Source organism: Lonepinella sp. BR2357, from assembly GCF_051851525.1.
Lineage (GTDB): Bacteria > Pseudomonadota > Gammaproteobacteria > Enterobacterales > Pasteurellaceae > Lonepinella.
Genome location: NZ_JBPDVG010000002.1, coordinates 37,224 through 54,181, shown reverse-complemented (window position 1 = coordinate 54,181; position 16,958 = coordinate 37,224). Strand labels below are relative to the sequence as shown.

At 36.9% G+C, this 16,958-nt stretch carries 22 protein-coding genes and 2 pseudogenes; 2 read left to right on the top strand and 22 right to left on the bottom strand.

The features are described 5' to 3' along the window. Positions 1 to 83 precede the first annotated feature (83 nt). From ACTG7L_RS01530 to ACTG7L_RS01520, 3 genes are all read right to left on the bottom strand, one after another. Entirely contained in the window at positions 84 to 881 is a 798-nt protein-coding gene (locus ACTG7L_RS01530) for an SDR family NAD(P)-dependent oxidoreductase (RefSeq protein ID WP_439287211.1), read from the bottom strand. 64 nt (positions 882 to 945) lie between these two features. Next, positions 946 to 1,806, bottom strand: a complete 861-nt coding sequence (locus ACTG7L_RS01525; RefSeq protein WP_439287210.1) for a phosphoribosylaminoimidazolesuccinocarboxamide synthase — start codon at positions 1,804 to 1,806, stop codon at positions 946 to 948. 461 nt (positions 1,807 to 2,267) lie between these two features. Further along, positions 2,268 to 2,450, bottom strand: coding sequence for a hypothetical protein (locus ACTG7L_RS01520; protein ID WP_439241150.1), 183 nt, complete (start codon positions 2,448 to 2,450; stop codon positions 2,268 to 2,270). Positions 2,451 to 2,764: 314 nt separating this feature from the next. On the opposite strand from ACTG7L_RS01520, the pseudogene ACTG7L_RS01515 reads away from it, so the two are divergent. After that, positions 2,765 to 3,058, top strand: a pseudogene (locus ACTG7L_RS01515) (addiction module antidote protein). 85 nt (positions 3,059 to 3,143) lie between these two features. Here ACTG7L_RS01515 and vapB (ACTG7L_RS01510) read toward each other — a convergent pair. The 3 genes from vapB (ACTG7L_RS01510) to ACTG7L_RS01500 all read right to left on the bottom strand — a co-directional run bounded on the left by vapB (ACTG7L_RS01510) (position 3,144) and on the right by ACTG7L_RS01500 (position 4,916). Continuing rightward, the gene (vapB, locus tag ACTG7L_RS01510) at positions 3,144 to 3,392 is read right to left on the bottom strand and encodes a type II toxin-antitoxin system VapB family antitoxin (protein ID WP_439287209.1); all 249 of its coding nucleotides are present in this window, start codon (positions 3,390 to 3,392) and stop codon (positions 3,144 to 3,146) included. Positions 3,393 to 3,557: 165 nt separating this feature from the next. Beyond that, a complete protein-coding gene (locus ACTG7L_RS01505; RefSeq protein ID WP_439287208.1) occupies positions 3,558 to 4,250 on the bottom strand; it encodes a hypothetical protein in 693 nt (230 codons plus the stop codon). A gap of 9 nt (positions 4,251 to 4,259) precedes the next feature. Further along, positions 4,260 to 4,916 (bottom strand): hypothetical protein, encoded by a 657-nt coding sequence (locus ACTG7L_RS01500; protein WP_439287207.1) that lies wholly within the window; start codon positions 4,914 to 4,916, stop codon positions 4,260 to 4,262. A gap of 403 nt (positions 4,917 to 5,319) precedes the next feature. Between ACTG7L_RS01500 and ACTG7L_RS01495 the strand changes: the two are divergent. Then, positions 5,320 to 5,724 (top strand): annotated as a pseudogene (locus tag ACTG7L_RS01495) (transposase); the annotation flags it as partial. Between the two features lie 265 nt (positions 5,725 to 5,989). On the opposite strand, the gene vapC reads toward ACTG7L_RS01495, so the two are convergent. The 16 genes from vapC to hpt form a co-directional block, all read right to left on the bottom strand. Next, the gene (gene vapC, locus ACTG7L_RS01490) at positions 5,990 to 6,397 is read right to left on the bottom strand and encodes a type II toxin-antitoxin system tRNA(fMet)-specific endonuclease VapC (RefSeq protein ID WP_439287206.1); all 408 of its coding nucleotides are present in this window, start codon (positions 6,395 to 6,397) and stop codon (positions 5,990 to 5,992) included. Between the two features lie 2 nt (positions 6,398 to 6,399). After that, positions 6,400 to 6,633, bottom strand: a complete 234-nt coding sequence (gene vapB, locus ACTG7L_RS01485) for a type II toxin-antitoxin system VapB family antitoxin (protein WP_439241154.1) — start codon at positions 6,631 to 6,633, stop codon at positions 6,400 to 6,402. Positions 6,634 to 6,783: 150 nt separating this feature from the next. Further along, positions 6,784 to 7,074: a hypothetical protein gene (locus ACTG7L_RS01480; protein WP_439287205.1), complete on the bottom strand. Its 291-nt coding sequence runs from the start codon at positions 7,072 to 7,074 to the stop codon at positions 6,784 to 6,786. A 24-nt stretch (positions 7,075 to 7,098) separates the two neighbouring features. Then, positions 7,099 to 7,746, bottom strand: coding sequence for a hypothetical protein (locus ACTG7L_RS01475; RefSeq protein ID WP_439287204.1), 648 nt, complete (start codon positions 7,744 to 7,746; stop codon positions 7,099 to 7,101). 36 nt (positions 7,747 to 7,782) lie between these two features. Continuing rightward, positions 7,783 to 7,998, bottom strand: a complete 216-nt coding sequence (locus ACTG7L_RS01470; protein WP_439287203.1) for a hypothetical protein — start codon at positions 7,996 to 7,998, stop codon at positions 7,783 to 7,785. A gap of 56 nt (positions 7,999 to 8,054) precedes the next feature. After that, positions 8,055 to 8,444 carry a hypothetical protein gene (locus ACTG7L_RS01465; RefSeq protein ID WP_439287202.1) on the bottom strand — a complete coding sequence of 130 codons (390 nt, stop codon included), beginning with the start codon at positions 8,442 to 8,444 and terminating at the stop codon, positions 8,055 to 8,057. A gap of 104 nt (positions 8,445 to 8,548) precedes the next feature. Next, positions 8,549 to 9,739 carry a GTPase gene (locus ACTG7L_RS01460; protein WP_439287201.1) on the bottom strand — a complete coding sequence of 397 codons (1,191 nt, stop codon included), beginning with the start codon at positions 9,737 to 9,739 and terminating at the stop codon, positions 8,549 to 8,551. A 41-nt stretch (positions 9,740 to 9,780) separates the two neighbouring features. Continuing rightward, positions 9,781 to 10,119: a hypothetical protein gene (locus ACTG7L_RS01455; RefSeq protein ID WP_439287200.1), complete on the bottom strand. Its 339-nt coding sequence runs from the start codon at positions 10,117 to 10,119 to the stop codon at positions 9,781 to 9,783. Beyond that, entirely contained in the window at positions 10,116 to 11,012 is an 897-nt protein-coding gene (locus ACTG7L_RS01450; RefSeq protein WP_439287199.1) for a helix-turn-helix transcriptional regulator, read from the bottom strand. Before ACTG7L_RS01450 ends, ACTG7L_RS01455 begins: the two co-directional genes overlap by 4 nt. Next, positions 11,009 to 11,215 (bottom strand): hypothetical protein, encoded by a 207-nt coding sequence (locus tag ACTG7L_RS01445; RefSeq protein WP_439287198.1) that lies wholly within the window; start codon positions 11,213 to 11,215, stop codon positions 11,009 to 11,011. Before ACTG7L_RS01445 ends, ACTG7L_RS01450 begins: the two co-directional genes overlap by 4 nt. 91 nt (positions 11,216 to 11,306) lie before the next feature. Then, complete coding sequence (gene hemA, locus ACTG7L_RS01440; RefSeq protein WP_439287197.1) at positions 11,307 to 12,635, bottom strand: glutamyl-tRNA reductase; 1,329 nt, start codon at positions 12,633 to 12,635, stop codon at positions 11,307 to 11,309. Between the two features lie 235 nt (positions 12,636 to 12,870). After that, positions 12,871 to 13,296, bottom strand: coding sequence for a nucleoside-diphosphate kinase (gene ndk / locus ACTG7L_RS01435; protein ID WP_439241168.1), 426 nt, complete (start codon positions 13,294 to 13,296; stop codon positions 12,871 to 12,873). Between the two features lies 1 nt (position 13,297). Further along, a complete protein-coding gene (pepB, locus tag ACTG7L_RS01430) occupies positions 13,298 to 14,599 on the bottom strand; it encodes an aminopeptidase PepB (protein ID WP_439287196.1) in 1,302 nt (433 codons plus the stop codon). A 9-nt stretch (positions 14,600 to 14,608) separates the two neighbouring features. Next, on the bottom strand, positions 14,609 to 15,172 hold the full coding sequence (locus tag ACTG7L_RS01425) for a GTP pyrophosphokinase (RefSeq protein ID WP_386687037.1): 564 nt from the start codon (positions 15,170 to 15,172) through the stop codon (positions 14,609 to 14,611). A 17-nt stretch (positions 15,173 to 15,189) separates the two neighbouring features. Next, positions 15,190 to 16,338: a 5-methyltetrahydropteroyltriglutamate--homocysteine S-methyltransferase gene (locus ACTG7L_RS01420; RefSeq protein ID WP_439287195.1), complete on the bottom strand. Its 1,149-nt coding sequence runs from the start codon at positions 16,336 to 16,338 to the stop codon at positions 15,190 to 15,192. A gap of 62 nt (positions 16,339 to 16,400) precedes the next feature. Further along, the gene (gene hpt, locus ACTG7L_RS01415) at positions 16,401 to 16,940 is read right to left on the bottom strand and encodes a hypoxanthine phosphoribosyltransferase (RefSeq protein ID WP_439287194.1); all 540 of its coding nucleotides are present in this window, start codon (positions 16,938 to 16,940) and stop codon (positions 16,401 to 16,403) included. Positions 16,941 to 16,958: the final 18 nt, after the last annotated feature.

The following is a 16,958-nucleotide window of genomic DNA, read 5'->3' as shown; positions in this document are numbered from 1 at the left end:
TCGTCCTATATATAGTTAATTAAGGTTTTATTCAATTCATTATGTGCCAAAAAATTGGATTTATCAACCGCACTTTCACCATGCTACATCAAATACGGATCTGGATACTGGTACACAAAATCTAATTCCTGACAAATTTTATCCGCCACAATAATCCGTTGTGGATCCTGCTCTGAACATGCAAAGTGCGGTGGATTTTCGGCAAATTTCTTTGCCATCACGGGGTAATACTCCCCTTTTTTAGGGTGTTGCGGTGCAACTAAATGATATAAACGATGGCCACCGTGGGTTTCTAGCAAACTCTGCACCGCTCTTGAACAATCTTCTAAATGCACCAAATTGACTGGGCTGTTGCCTTGTGAATAATGCTTGCCCACCATCGCATGCACAGGATGGCGATCTTTGCCTATCAACCCACCAAAACGCACCACGTCTACATCAATATCCTGCAAAGTAAACAAGACTTGTTCAATCTCATGCAAAGGCGAAAATGGCGCTTGACATTGCTCATCAAACCGCCCACTTTGCATGGGTAAAACCGAAGTAGAACTGATAAAAATAATATGATTTACCCCACATAACAGGGCCTCATTCACCAGATTTTCAATGCCTTGCGTATAACTTTCCGCATCAAAAAAATAGTCGCTAGGCGGAATATTAATCACCAAACTATCCACCGACAACAAGGCTGTTAACTCGTCAGGATCGGCATTGATTTCTGGTTCCAATCGCAGTTGATAAGTTTCCAACCGCCATAAACGCATTTCCTCCACACCCTCGTGAGTACGCTTACTGCCTTTCACTTTCCAGCCTAAATTGCGTAAATCGCAAGCCAGTGGCAAACCAAACCAACCTAGCCCAACAATGGCTACCGTTCGCATAATATTCCTTTATGTCCCCCTTTCATTCCCCTACTGGTGAAGAAAATGACCAAAAGTCAGCCAACTATTGTGTCAATAAATCCAAGGCCTCTTGATATTTTGCCACGGTTTTCTCAATCACATCCGCTGGCACTTTTGGCGCAGGCGGTTGCTTATTCCAACCACTTTGCTCCAACCAGTCACGCACAAATTGCTTATCAAAGGACGGCGGATTGCTGCCCTCTTGATAAGTGTCCACCGACCAAAAACGGCTAGAATCTGGCGTTAACACCTCGTCCATCAAGGTCAATGTCCCGTTTTCATCTAAACCAAATTCAAATTTAGTGTCGCAAATAATAATACCTTTCGTCAAGGCATAATTTGCCGCCGCTTTATATAACGCAATCGCTGAATCACGCACTTGCGCCGCTAACTCCGCCCCAATTTGACGTTCACATTCTGCATAACTAATATTAATATCGTGATCGCCCACCTCTTCTTTGCTAGACGGCGTAAAAATCGGTTCGGGCAATTTGCTTGCCTCCACTAACCCTTTCGGCAGTTCCAAGCCACAAATCGTGCCAGTTTGTTTATAATCTTTTAAGCCAGAACCCGTTAAATAACCACGCACAATGCTTTCAATTTTAATCGGCGTTAAACGTTTACACACCACCGCCCGATCTTTCACTAAATCCGCCTCGGCTTTTGGCAACACATCATACACCGTATCGCCCGTAAAATGATTCGGCATAATATGGGCTAATTTGTTAAACCAAAAGTTAGAAATTTGAGTCAAAATCTCACCCTTGCGTGGAATCGGATCATCCAGAATCACATCAAAGGCGGAAAGCCTGTCCGTCGCCACCATTAACATCCGTTTATCATCAATCTCATAAAGATCACGCACTTTACCTGAATAGATTTTTTTTAGACTAAGCTCTGCCATTCTGTTGTCCTTTCGTAGTGAAAATAAAAACTGCGGTCAATTATACCGCAGTTTTCAAGCAAAAAAAGCAAACGTTTGCATTTTGGTGGGAAATTTTTGTGATCTCTTTCTTTTTAAGGTTTGTTCTGTTATCACTTTGATTTCAAATTGAATAGAAATCCTTGTCTGCTATCCACTTCTTAATTGTTTTGATTTGTGTTAGTGTACTAACGAAATTAAAGGTTTTGCGTTTATTATTGAATTTTACCCCCAAAATATAAACCACTTCATTGTCCTTATCTACATCATACAAGAAGTAAATATTTCTCACCATAATGTATTTATATTTTGTTGTTCCCCAATAGGGACGTAAATTATAATTTTGTGAAAGCTGAAATAGCAAAAATTCATGTTGAATATCATCCAAATACACATCAATAAAATTTGCTATATACACATTGGCAAAATAGACCGAATAAGGTTTAAACATTTTGCTTATTCTTTCTTGATGTCATCTGCACTGCAACACCCTTTTCAAAATCTGCATAAAATTGTGCGGTTGCCAATGCAGCCCAGATTTTTTCTTGATTAGTAAACACTTGATCTTCTTCTGAAATTTCATTCTCAGTAGAGATAAACTTATTCGGATTAAGTGCCAGTTCCATATTTTCCCCTTCTCGTAAATCTGTTTATCAGTCTAATCCGTAACCAAAAGGAAAGCAAATTTTTTTAAGGTTATTTTTGTGATCTTGATTCCAAATTTAGAAAATTACTTTTGTCACCATTTTTATTTCCTATTATTCTTAAAATCATCTTAAAAATGATAAATACCATAAGGAAAAATGAGTGATAAATTATATTGCTCGCCTCACTGTATCCGAAACAATACAATAGCCCTAGCCATTATCGGAACCCACACAAAACAACGACATAGTTAAAGCCAAGCAACTTTGTCAACAAATCAAACAGGAACTAAAAAATGACCATTAAAACCCGAGAATTTAATGCCGCACGTTATCTCAAAAATGAAGAAATGATGGCAGCTTATCTTGCCATTGCTTTAGAAGATGGCTCAGCAGAAGAATTTATCCACACCCTAAATACCGTCGCTCGAACCAAAGGAATGTCCGAGATTGCCGAAAAATCAGGCATCGGCTGAGAAAGCCTATACAAAACTCTCTCAAGTGAAAAACCACGTTTTGATACTATTTTAAAAATTATTACCGCTCTTGGGTTAAATCTCTCCATTTCTCCGAAAATGGCGTTATCCTAATATAGCGTAAAACGCCCTTAAACAAGGGTGTTATGACCACCAATTTTCTAGCATTAATCCATCTACTCGCTCAAATTCTTTGGTGTTATTGGTCACACAAACCAAACCCTTCTCTTTCTTGAGCTTCGGGCTGATCACGATTGGAAAAACAATCTTCGGTTAATTGTGATTGTCTATTGACCCACGCTTGCCAACGTTCTCCCACTGGCACAAGAATACGAGTATTGCCCACGCTAATGACTTCCACCTGTTTGATATAATCAGGAAAAGCCACCGCCTGTGGAAGGCGTACGGCTTGACTACGATTATTTTTGAAAATACTAGCGGTTTGCATATATTTCCCCCTAAAACTAGGTGTATATACCTTTAGTATATACCAGCAAGAGTAATATAGCAAGAAATGCTATTTTACGGTTTAAATTCACCGCACTTTTTTGCAGCAAAAGTGCGGTTAAAATTTGGTAATTATTTTTTACTTAATCAAATTATTCTTGTTCTTTCATTCATCAACCACCCTTTTGAAGGATGAAATAGTTGTTTTAACATCAGGTAGTAAATTGCCATCATTATCTAAAATGGGGATATTTACAATTGATTTTAATGCTTTTATTAGCCTTATTGTTCTTATCAGAATAACTTTTTCTTCTTCATCATAAATACTAAAATCCACTCCATTCTTATCAATTACATATTCTAACATATGTATATAATGACGTACCAAGGGTCTAATTTTTAATATAACTTCATTAATATATTGTAAAATATCCGTAATATTGATGATTATATCTTCTTGCATATCTGTAAGATAGTCTCCTCCCAATACTAAGTTTGATACATTTACATTTTTTGGGTATGACATCATTGTAAAATCATCTATAATCTTATTTTTATCGAAATCAACATTATCTATCTTTCTAAATATATTAATAAACTTATTAATATCATTTTCAATAATACTAATCTTATAACGCCCCAATTCAGTTAATGCAACCCGGAAAATAGCTTCAGATTTATCTAGTTCAATCGTTTCCTCCTTATCAATATCTTGTGAATGGGGAGAGCATTTTTCATCAGAATTTTTATTACTGAATATATCATACTTATCGTAATTTCTAATTGATTTTATACCATGAAATAATCCTAATAAAGTCAGAACACCTACAACAGATTTAACAAAATATGAAAATAACATAATTACCCCTTATTCATTAATTAATGTTAAAAAAATTAAAAAATCACTATAATCTTTATCAAGCAATTGTTTTACCTTTTCAAAAAAAGATACATCAAATCTAAATACATTAGAAATACGGTTTAATACCTTTATGCTTTGAACACTTGGTCTATCAGTATGTAATGTGATTCTACATAATTCAAAAAATATAGTCTTCTTTTGTTTCGTAGTTAAATTATTAATTGCAGATAACCTTATATCCAAAATTTCTGATAACATTTCATAAACAATCAAAGATATTATTTTTGGCAGTAATATCATTCTGGATTTAATCAGTTCAGAATTAATTGAAAAAATATCTATATCCCCAGATAAAATATCCGAGACTAATTCATTTTTTACTTCTCTATTATTTGAATATTCTTCAATAATCATATTGATAGTATTCTTAAGAATGATGTGCAATTTACTTTTAGGATCAGTTAAAAACTTAAGATATGAAATATTTAAAGATTTTTCATATTCTAAAAGACACTCATATACTTCCTTATCAATAAAATCAAGGTGAGTAATTTTCCTATTATCTATATTCAATGGTGATTTCCCACTTGACATAGCGACAATAACCGCTAAATCCATAAAAAGCTCTTTTTCAATTTGTTTTGTGATATGGTGTAAAAACATAATGTATTCTCCAATGTAGATTAATTTATGTTTACTATCATATCTTAAGGTTAATGACAGGTTGTGTCGTGTGGAGATTTTTTTATGATCTTGATTCCAAATCTGGATCATCACCGTTGTTATTCTTTGTGTTTCACATTATCCTTAAATCACCTTGAAATTTGTACAAGATACAACGACAATAAGAAAACAGAATGAATGACAAACTAAATCAGGAATAGTGATGGAACAACATCTATTCAACTGATTACTGCAAAGTGCCGAACAAATGGTCGCCATTGAAAAAGGGGAATTACCAGTTCTTGATGAAAAGATTCATACATTCAAGGTACCTAAGAACCTATAACAAAATTTGTGTAAATACCTGTTTCTCAGATAATAACCAAAAACAGGTATTTTCATTATGAATGGACAACAAATTAAATTATTGGCTAACGAACTCGCCAAAAACCTCAAAACGCCAGAAGATCTCAATCAGCTTTCTCGCGTGCTGAAAAAAATTACCGTGGAAACTACTTTAAATGCTGAATTGACCGACCATCTCGGTTATAAGAAAAATCAGACTCGCATAACAGGTATGGATGAGCAAATTATTACCTTATATACCAAAGGGTTAGGTAATCAAGAGATTGTTGATTCTTTTAAAGAATTTTATGATGCTGATGTTTTACCTAGCCTAATTTCTCGGGTGACTGATTCAGTCAAAGAACGCATTATTGAGTGGCAAAATGAACCTCTTAACACGGTGTATTCCATTGTTTATTTGGATTGTATCGTAGTGAAAGTTCGCCAAGATGGTCGGATTATCAGAATTTGGTGATCGCTTAAATGATCATCTTTAAGTAAAATTGGTGTTTACACAAAATATGGGATAGGCTCGTTGTTAGATTGGTATCATCAAGGGAATTTAAATGTGTCTGAAATAGAAAGACTGATATCTATCAATAAGATACCAGTCTTTTTCTTGTAACTAAAAAGTAGAGTTTATTCTTCCAAATAACTCTAATGTAGATTCTATCAGTAATAGAAATATTTGTAAAGCAAAAAGACTAAAATTTTAGATCCTTATCCCACTAATTTGCAGACCACCAATTCTCCAACATTAACCCATCTACTCGCTCAAATTCTTTGGTGTTATTGGTCACACAAACCAAACCTTGACTGCGAGCGTGTCCTGCAATCATACTGTCATAAGCACCAATTGGCGTGCCTTTATGGGCGAGATCGGCTCGAATATTGCCTGTATGGCTACTGGCTTTAGCGTCATAATCAAGTACCACAAGATTGCCAACGAAATAATCAATTTCAAAGCGATTTTTGACGGGATTACTGGATTTATCCGCCCCATAATAAAGCTCCATTAAAGTCACCGAACTGATACAAACTTGATCTTCATATTGGGCTAACTTTTGCACCACGTGAATCGGATTTTGTTTAATGGCGTAAATGCAAATATTGGTATCTAGCATATATTTCAACATTATTAAAACCCTTCTCTTTCTTGAGCTTCGGGCTGATCACGATTGGAAAAACAATCTTCGGTTAATTGTGATTGTCTATTCGCCCACGCCTGCCAGCGCTCCCCCACTGGCACAAGAATACGAGTATTGCCCACGCTAATCACTTCCACCTGTTTGATATAATCAGGAAAAGCCACCGCCTGTGGAAGGCGTACGGCTTGATTACGATTATTTTTGAAAATACTAGCGGTTTGCATTTTATTTCTCCTAAAATGGATTGTATATGTCTTGAGTATATACCAGTAAGGGAGATATGGCAAGATATGCTATTTTTTAAGAAATTTCACCGCAGTTTTGATCCTTAAAATGTACATAGATATAAGATGAATGTTCTTCTAACAACATTTCTACGATTTAGATAATGTAGCAAGTTTTTCTTTTACTATTTTTTTCTGCTCCCCTTTTAAACCATTTTTTAATGCCAAATTAAACCAATGAATAATATCTAAATCACGTTCAGGGTATGCTATTTCAAGATATAAACCCATAATCATAGCCGAATTAGGATCGCCATTTTCTGCTGATTTTTCCAACCATTCAAATGCACGGTTGTCTTTTTCAGAAAAGTATTTAACCCCTAACTCATAATAAATTATTGTCTTATTATAAAGAACTATAAACGACAGCTTGTGTCGCACCGCAATTTTTGTATAAAATTGTCCCTATTCTTTCACCACAGGATAAAACGGCTTGCCCCAATCCACTTCGTTATGGTTATTCATCATAATCTGCAACATTTCTGGCAAAAGTGCGGTTAAAATTCGGCAACTATCTCGTACTTGATCACGATTGGTTGAACTACCATAGGTTGAGCCGCCATGGATAATTTGATTACGCATAACATATAAACGATCAAATAAAAATAATAAAATACCTGCTGTATTTCTATCCTCTAATACCAAACGGAAATTTTGAATACTCTTAGCTCTTGCATTGTTATACTTAATTTCTGAAATTTTGCCATTATGGAAATCCCAAAATGCTTTCAATAAGAATTTGTTATCTAGCAATTTCCCAATAGCTTGTCTTGAATCATACCAAACAATATGCTCTATCTTCCCAGCCTTATCTAAAGAACAAAGGCTCTTTAAAAAACGCTCAAAACTAATTCTATCTCCTCCCAATACACTCAATTCTTTCGCATAAGCCGCATTAAAAGCAATCCATAAAGAAACAAATTTCATATCTTCATTTTCTTCTATTTCTGCTCTTTTTAGCCAACTAATGGAACGGTGAATACGCAAGCGGAAGTTTTCGTTAAAATTATCACGGATGGATTTGTAATGGGTTTCGAGTTCGGTGATTATCATATAAAGTTACCTTATATAAATTAAATATTACTCACGCTATTTCAATAAATTTTTCACAAATTTCAAAATTTTCCATTGCGGTCCATAACGTGGGTCAAGCTCTGGACATTCAACATCAACCAGCCTTGCCCCGCAGTTAGGGCAAGTGTTTCCTGCACCGACAGGCAATCTGACATCACTAGTAATCAGCGGTGTTTTGAAATCACATTTGGAACATTTTTGATAAAAATAAACTTTGGGGGGCATTGGCATAATAACCATCCTTATAACATTGTGTATTCCGTATCAATAAGTTAACCTATTGTCTGCTATTTCCGAGCAAATTCTAATTCTGTCACTGTTCCATCAACCTCTGTTCTTTTTATTTTTACATCATAATTCTTATACAATGCTAAAATTATAGACAACCCGATAGTCGCAGCCATAACAATTACCCCAATTTCTAAACCTGTTAAAGTAGCAGCAGATGTGATAGATGTAAATCCAGCAACAGCCGTTAAGCTAGCTGCAGAAAGTCCACCAGTAAGTGGTGTAGCTGCAACAGCGGCAGCAATAGCCACTAGTGCCCAACCACTTAATTTAGCAATTTTTCTCGTTTTATATAATTTTTCAGCTAACTCACCTTGAACAACAATATTTTGTTCTTTATTGTCCATTGCTTTTTCTAATTCTTCTTTGGTTTTAACGATTATGCTCATTTTTTGTTCCTTTAGTAACTCTTTAATTTAATATTATAACCATGGTGAGATACAAACAATTTAAAGCTAGCATCTCCCATTAGATGCTAGCATTTAAAAAATGATTATTTTTTATAATCAAAATAAGATTTAAATAAATTTAATATGTCAGCCGTTCCTGCTGGCAATTCAACATTACCGGTTTCCAAATTATAATAATGTTCTAATACACTAATATAAGCGAATCCAACAGCCTCTGTAATAGCAACTGCGGTAGCAGCTGAAATCGTTGCTCCAACAGCAGTTCCAACGACAGGAATAAATTTAAGAATATTAGAAACTGCACTTTTTCCCAATTGAGCTAATGCAGTTGTACCTAGAACCCCTGCGATCAATGACGTTGCAGTGGAAGTCCCCATTTCCAATTCAAATTCAGAATTAATTGCATAAATCATAGTACTTTGAATACCCGCAATAATAGGGGCATCTGAACAAGGAATCGGACTCGCTCCAGCAACACCAGCGGAAACCGAAGCAATATGTATTTTATTTTTTGCTCCCTCAATCATAGCTTCTAAACGCTTTTGGCGATCTGCTATTTGAGCTTTCCTAAATTGTTGAATATATTTTTTACCCTTTTCACCTGCATTTGCCAAACCTTCTTGTAAACAAGTTTCAGTAACCGATAACAGCTCTTTTAATCCCTCTTTAGGAAGAATTATTCCGCAAAAAGATTCTTCTACTGAATTTACTCTGATATATCTATTTTTAATAAAGTTAGGGCTTGTTTCTTCCAAAATAGTTTTAGCAATTTCAACAAATTCATCTCCTTTTTCCCATTGTTTATTAGTAAATACAACAACCGTAGGAATCCCAAGTTCCTTAGCTATTTTTAACAAATTCTTCTCTCTTGCCTCTATTCTATCGGAGCTTTCTTTAATACATAACCAAGCAACATGTGGCATCTCATTTGTATTTTGCTTATTAAATTCTTTTTCAAGATCATTTTTAAGTTGGTTAATCGTTCCTTCATAATCCTCTGCTTCAATTCCCTTTGTATCCCATAAAGAAATTCCCTTTTCCTTAAGTACTATTTTTTCTAAATGCTGTGTAATCGGTTCTCCCTTTCCTGTTCTTACTACATTAGAACCAAAAACTGCATTTATTAACGCACTTTTCCCTACTCCAGATTGACCAAATAAAATAATATTGACGTTAGGTCGTTCTGAATTCAATTTTTCTCTCACTTTATTGAGTTCTAACTCTCCAGTTTGAGAATTAAATGAATTATCTAAATATTGTGTATCTGTAGACATAAGTTTTTCCTTCTTTGTTTATTAAAAAATCTGCATAAATGTTATTTCTTAAATTCCACTCTCACTCGCCCATTCGCCAAATCTCGCCCAATTTCATAATCAGGATCATAAGTAAACAGATTATGAACAGCGATGGTCGCCATTGATAAAATACCTAACTTGGTTTTCACCAATCCTGTCAATGCTGATGCAATACGATTTTGCGTATAAACTCGACAGGTCAAGCCTCGATTTTCAATCAGGCTTTCTAACTCGGCACAAAGGGGCAACATATCGCTCAGTTCCACAAAGCAAACTTCAAAACTGGCTCGTTGGTCAATTAAGGTTGGGTATTGTGCAAAACCGTCTTTATAATCAATTTGGGTAACTGGTTTGCTCATTTTTTCTCTCCATTCGGTTTATCCATATAACGTTGCAAATTGGCAAAGATTTTTTCTTGTAAGCCTTGTGGGCTAATAATGCTTAAATGCGGAATCCAATATTGCACCACAGGAATAATGTCCCATTCGTTGACGTTTTCACAGGAAATAATCAGCTCTTTGTCTTTGGTTTGGTGAATGATTTTCTGGTTCGGTAACAAATTGCGTCTTAAAAAATACGGAGTGGCAAAGGTGGAAACTTGAATCGTGACTTCCGCTAATTGATTGCCATGGGATAGGCTGTCGTTATTTTTAATTTGCCCAATCAAGGTTTGATTTGGGGTAAAGGTTTCATTAAGCATTTTAAGCATTGATGTCTGATTGAAACAAAAGGTTTTTTGTTTATCGTTTTCTGTGCCGATTACATACCAAATGCCGTTTTTATTGGTCAAAGCATAAGGGGCGATTTGGCGAAAACTGCCTGATTTTTCACCGCACTTTGTATAGCAAAAATGAATAAATTGATGTTGTTCAATGGAGGTTCTGATTAAATCAAAATCTTTTTGGCGAGCGGAAATATCTTCATATTCAATACCTTTCACTTGCACACTTTCGGTGAGTTTTTCTTGGTAAAAATCTTGATCGATTTTGGGAAACAAATCCGCTACGCTGGCAAATCTGGCGAAACGTTCGATATCTTGTTGATTTAAAATGCCGTAATATTGGCGGTTAAGTTTGTAAAAATTACCGCCTTTTTCTTCCCAATGAAGAAAATCAAAACGTTCAATATCTCGTTGAATGGTTCTGAGCGAAACGCCAAATTCTATCGCTAGTTGCTTTAAATCAATGCGATTACCTTGATTTAATAAAATCAGAATCTGAGCAAGGCGGTTGGCTAAAACTTCGTTTTTCATTTTGTTCCCCCGAAATTAATAACGTGAGAACAGTCTAACAAGGAGCGGATGACAGGTTGTGTCGTGTGAGAAAAAAGATTGAAAAAATAATTGAAAAAAGAGAAACCGTCTAGGCGTAGAAATAGCCCGACATTCGACATTCGACATTCGACATTCGACATTCGACATTCGACATTCGACATTCGACATTCGACATTCGACATTCGACATTCTCCTTGCAGTGTAACGAGGTTAAAATGGATTGCAAGAGGATTATCAAACAATTATGTCAAAAAAGCAATAGTGGAAAATGATTTAGATGGTGGAATCTTCGCTTGCTACGCCCAACGCTTGCGAAAAACTCCGCAATCCAGTGGAGTCACCTGCTTTTACCATGCTAGACATGGCTTGGGTTGGGGAGTGAATGAGTTTGTTCATTAATTTATAACTCAATTCCTGCAACACTAATTCGGCGTTTTCCCCTTGCTGTAAGGCGTTTAAGGCTTTTTCTAACAAGCCTTGTCTGGTTTGTTCCGCTGTGTCACGATAATGACGAATAAGATTAGAAAACTGATGTACTTTCAACCACTCAAAGAAATCCGCACATTCTTGTTCGATAATCTGATTGGCTTGTTCGGCGGCTTTTTCACGTTGGCCCATATTGTGTTGAATGATATTTTGCAGATCATCTACGCTGTAATGGTAAACACTATCCAGATCGCTTACGCTTTCTTCCACATCTCTTGGCACTGCAATATCCACCACCAACATCGGGGCATTTCGGCGTTGTTTTTGAGCCATTTTGACCATTTGTTTAGTAATCAAGATTTGCTCAGAGGCCGTGGATGAAATCACAATATCCGCTTGATTCAAGCCATCTTGCAGTTTTGCCAAACTCATGATTTGAATTTGTTCACCCTGATCTAAACGGCTCACCAATGCTTCGGCTCGAGATAATGTGCGGTTGGCAATAATGATTTTTTTGACGCCATGACGTAACAGGTGACGACTGACCAATTCAATGGTTTCCCCAGCCCCCACAAGCAATACGGTTAAAGTTTTTAGTTGTTCAAAAATTTGGCGAGCCAAGCTACAAGCGGCATAGGCCACGGAAACCGCACTTTCACCGATATTGGTTTCACTGCGAACACGTTTTGCCACCGCAAAGGTTTTTTGGAATAAACGAGAAAATTCACTGGTTAACGTATTATCAGATTGTGCTTGATAATATTCTTCCGCTAATTGATAGGCTTGTTTCACTTGCCCGAGAATTTGTGGTTCACCTAAAATTAAGGAATCCAACCCACAAGCCACCGACATCAGGTGTTTCACGGCATTTTTATCTTGATGCAAATATAAACAGGTTTTGAGTTCGGCTAAATCAATTTGATGAATTTGGGCAAACCACGCCACCACCTGATCAAGAAAATCTTGCATCTGTTGGATTTCGACGGGAGAAAGATGTTTATTATGAAGATAAATTTCAGTTCGATTACAAGTGGATAAAATCACCGCACTTTGTGCCAATGATAATTGCTGAATTTGTTGCAAGGCAAGCTGACGTTTTTCTTGCGAAAACGCCACTTTTTCCCGCAATCCCACGCTTGCGGTTTTGTGATTAATGCCGAGAACCAAAATTGTCATTGAAAAATACCTAAAAAGCGGTAGAACTATCTGATTTTCATAGCGAAAACCGAATATAATGCGTATTTTAACGGAAAAAAATCATAAAATATACAATAATTGTTTTTAATCAGAATCGTTTGTATTTCTATAAATTTAGGGCGAAGATGATGAATGTCATGGAGATATGCGGAAAAGGGAAATTAACAGAATTGACACCGCACTTTGAGCAAAATGCGGTGTTTTTTCGTCCTTTTTATCGTGGGCAGATTTCACTTTCCACAAAGAAATAGGCAATTTCACGAGCAGCGCTGTCGGAACTGTCAGAGCCGTGGACAGAATTGCGTGTTTTACTTTGAGCAAAGTCACGCCGAATAGTGCCCTCGGCTTGTTTAGCGGGATCCGTGGCGCCAATCAGGGTGCGATAATCCTGAATAGCATTTTCCTTTTCTAACACCGACACCACCACGGGACCAGACATCATATAGTCCACAAGGCCAGCAAAAAAATCTTTGCCTTGGTGTTCGGCATAAAATCCCTCGGCTTGTGCTTGGGTTAAATGCAACATTTTGGTAGCCAAAATTTGAAAACCCGCCTCTTCAAAACGCGTTAAAATTTTGCCAACCAAATTACGCTCAACAGCGTCAGGTTTAATAATCGATAATGTACGTTCTATTGTCATTTTACACTCCCTGTTTTGCTTTAGTTAAAAGTAAATTTGCCAAGGTTTGTACACCAATGCCGGTTGCGCCCACTGCCCATAGATCACTCGGTGATTTGCGATAAGTAGCGGAACAATCAAGGTGTAACCAATGTTGTTGATAATTTTTCACGAAGTAAGATAAAAATGCCGTCGCTGTACTGGCTCCCGCACTCACGGCCAAGGAGCCAGAGTTAGCAATATCCGCAAAGGCGGTGGAAATTTGTCCTCGGTGTAATTCCGCAAAAGGCAAACGCCAGAATGGCTCTTGCGCTTGATCGGCGGATTGTAATAAATCGGCGACTAATTGGTCATCCATGGAAAGCACAGAATGGTAGTCATTGCCCACCGCCACTTTCGCCGCACCGGTTAACGTTGCGGCGTCAATGATAAATTTCGGTTGCTGTGAATCGGCCTCAATTAAGCCATCCGCCAACACTAAACGCCCCTCGGCGTCGGTGTTAGTCACTTCCACTGTCACGCCATTACGATAATGAATAATATCGTTTAATTTAAAGGCATTGCTGCTGATCATGTTTTCTGCGCAACATAAATACAGTTTCACTCGGGCGTTTAATCCTTGGGCAATGGCCAAGCCCAATGCGCCTGTTAATAAGGCCGCACCGCCCATATCGGCTTTCATACTTTCCATGCTGTTACTAGGTTTTAAGCTGTAACCGCCCGTGTCAAAGGTAATGCCTTTGCCCACTAAACAGGCCAACACGGGGGCGTTAACATCCCCCGTTGGGTTGAAATCTAATTGCAACATCACAGGCGCATTGGCGGATCCTTTACCTACGGTCCAAATACCATGATAGCCTTGTTCATGTAAATCTTTGCCTTTAATAATTTTGTAGCTCAACTCGCCCGCTTGCCAATCTTCCGCTTGTTGTTGAATAAATTGTACCGCACGATTAGCCAATACTTCTGGGGTCAATACATCAGACGGTAAATTAATGATTTCACGCACAAAATCGCCTGTTTCAATCAATTCGAGTAATTTTTCATTTTCCGTTTCATCTAACTCAGGAAAATCCACCTCAAAATCTTGTTTCGCCGTATAAAACCCTTGATAAAACGCCCAGCAACTATCCGCATTCCAATGTTCACCGACTAATTCTGCTTGATTAATGCCTTGACCACGTAATTTACGTGCGGCTTTTTGGATTAAAGTGCGGTCAAAATTTTCAGAAAAATGAACAATGGCTTGATTTTGCTGAAAAGTTAAAAATGCTTTTTTGCCCCAAACTTCATCAGGGGCTTGATGTGAAAGTAAAACTTGCATAATTTATCCTTAAAAATTCACAAAATTTCGTTTATATTTACGATGGCTTTGAATATTACGTTCCGCATCTTTACGATCCCAAATCTGCAGTTCCCATGGATAATAAAAATTACTCGAATTTTTGAAATAAATATGAATCCCCACATACTCATCTTTATCTCGTAAGTACCAGTTTTTTAATCCATATTTTTCTTTCCATTCATCTAATTTATTCATGACTTGGGTAATATCTTCCGTACTGACAATCATTCTTGCTCCAAAAATATCATTCATAATACTATTTACTGGAAAGCCTTCGCTACGTTGTTGAAACCGTTCAATTTTATGTAAAATAGATTCCGATGTTTTGACACGATAAAAATAGGAAATATCCGTTAAATCAGCACGATACAAATAATCATTAATGGCTTCGTGCAGATTTAAACGATAGGCTAATATATGCTCTACAGGCACTTTCGCAAGTGTATGTTTTAAATTCACCTTTTGAATTTTCCCTGTTTCAAAATAGTCTTGTGAAAAAGCTAAATGTACCTTATTAATTTCATCAATTAAGCGTTCTATTTTTTCGAGCATATATTTTCCCTACCTAACTACTCGCCCCAAACTTCTTGCACAATATCACGAATAAATGCTAACTTCGCCCATTGTTGCTGTTCGGTCAGAATATTACCTTCTTCCGTTGATGCAAAACCACATTGCGGACTTAAACACAGTTGATTGATGTCCACATATTGAGTGGCTTCTTTGATGCGAGCAATAATATCATCACGATTTTCAAGTATACCGTCTTTAGACGTAATTAACCCTAACACCACTTGTTGATCTTTGATAAAACGTAACGGACGGAAATCTCCCGCACGATCGCTATCATACTCAAGGAAGAAACCATCTACACGGCAAGTACCAAACAAGGTTTCTGCGACAGGTTCATAACCACCAGCCGAGAACCAAGTGGAACGGAAATTGCCACGACAAATGTGCATGGTAATTGCAATATCATCAGCAGGTTTAGCATCCACAATTTTATTTAACATATAAACATAATCTTTGGCAATTTGGTCTAAATCAAAACCACGCTGTTTATAGGCGGCTCGTTTATCTTCCGCACAAAATTCGCCCCAGCTCGTGTCATCTAATTGTAAATTACGACAACCTAATTTGTAGAAAATCTGCATCGCTTTAATATAAGCGTTAGCAATATCGTCTAATAAAAGTTGGTTGTTGTTTTCATAACGTGGAATTGCCACATAATCGGTAGCACGTACATTGGTGATTAAATGCAGCATTGACGGTGATGGAATGGTAAATTTCACTTCTTGACCGTTAGCAATTTGATTAACAGAACGGAAATGTTCGACAAAAGGGTGGCTTTCAGAAAAATCGACTTTATCCACAATTTTTAAGGTTTTCGGGCGAACATTATCATGTTTAAATTGTACCGAAAATTTTTCAGCATCAACTTCTTCCACACCGTCTAAACCTGCTAAAAAATCTAAATGCCAGAAAGTACGGCGAAATTCGCCGTCTGTTACTGCATGTAATCCCACGCTTTTTTGATGTTCCACTAATTTAGCAATTTCTTTATCTTCAACTTTAGCTAACTCCGCACAAGAAATATCACCACAACTACATTGTTGGCGAGCTTGCTTAATTTCATCAGAACGTAAAAAACTGCCGACAATGTCAAAACGATAAGGGGCTTTGCTACGTAAGGTGGCTGTTGGGAATAATTTACTCATCTTGTTTCCTTTCTTTTTATGATTATTTAAATCTAACAAAAAATACACCGCACTTTGGCTGGCTATTCTTCTAATATCACTTTACCAATAAAACTTAAATTACGATAACGTTGAGCATAGTCAATACCATAACCGATAACAAACTCATTCGGAATGGCAAATCCCACCCATTCTACTGGCACTTCTACTTCACGGCGTGATGGTTTATCTAATAAGGTGCAAATGGCAAGACTAGCTGGATCGCGGAGTTCTAGGATTTTGCGGACTTTTTCAAGCGTGTAACCTGAATCAATAATATCTTCCACAATTAACACGTGTTCGCCCTTGATATCACCATTTAAATCTTGGGTAATTTTTACATCATGATTGGTACTCATGCCGATACCATAACTTGATGTGGTCATAAATTCTACTTCAAGCGGTAAGTCAATTTTACGCACTAAGTCTGCCATAAACATAAATGAGCCACGTAATAAACCGACGACAATCAATTTATCCACGTTCTTTTGTTGATAAAAAGCGGTGATTTCCGCACCGAGCTGATCAATTTTAGCAAGCACATCTTGCTCTGAAATCAGGACTTCAACATGATGTTTTTTCATAAGGGTCTCTCTATATAA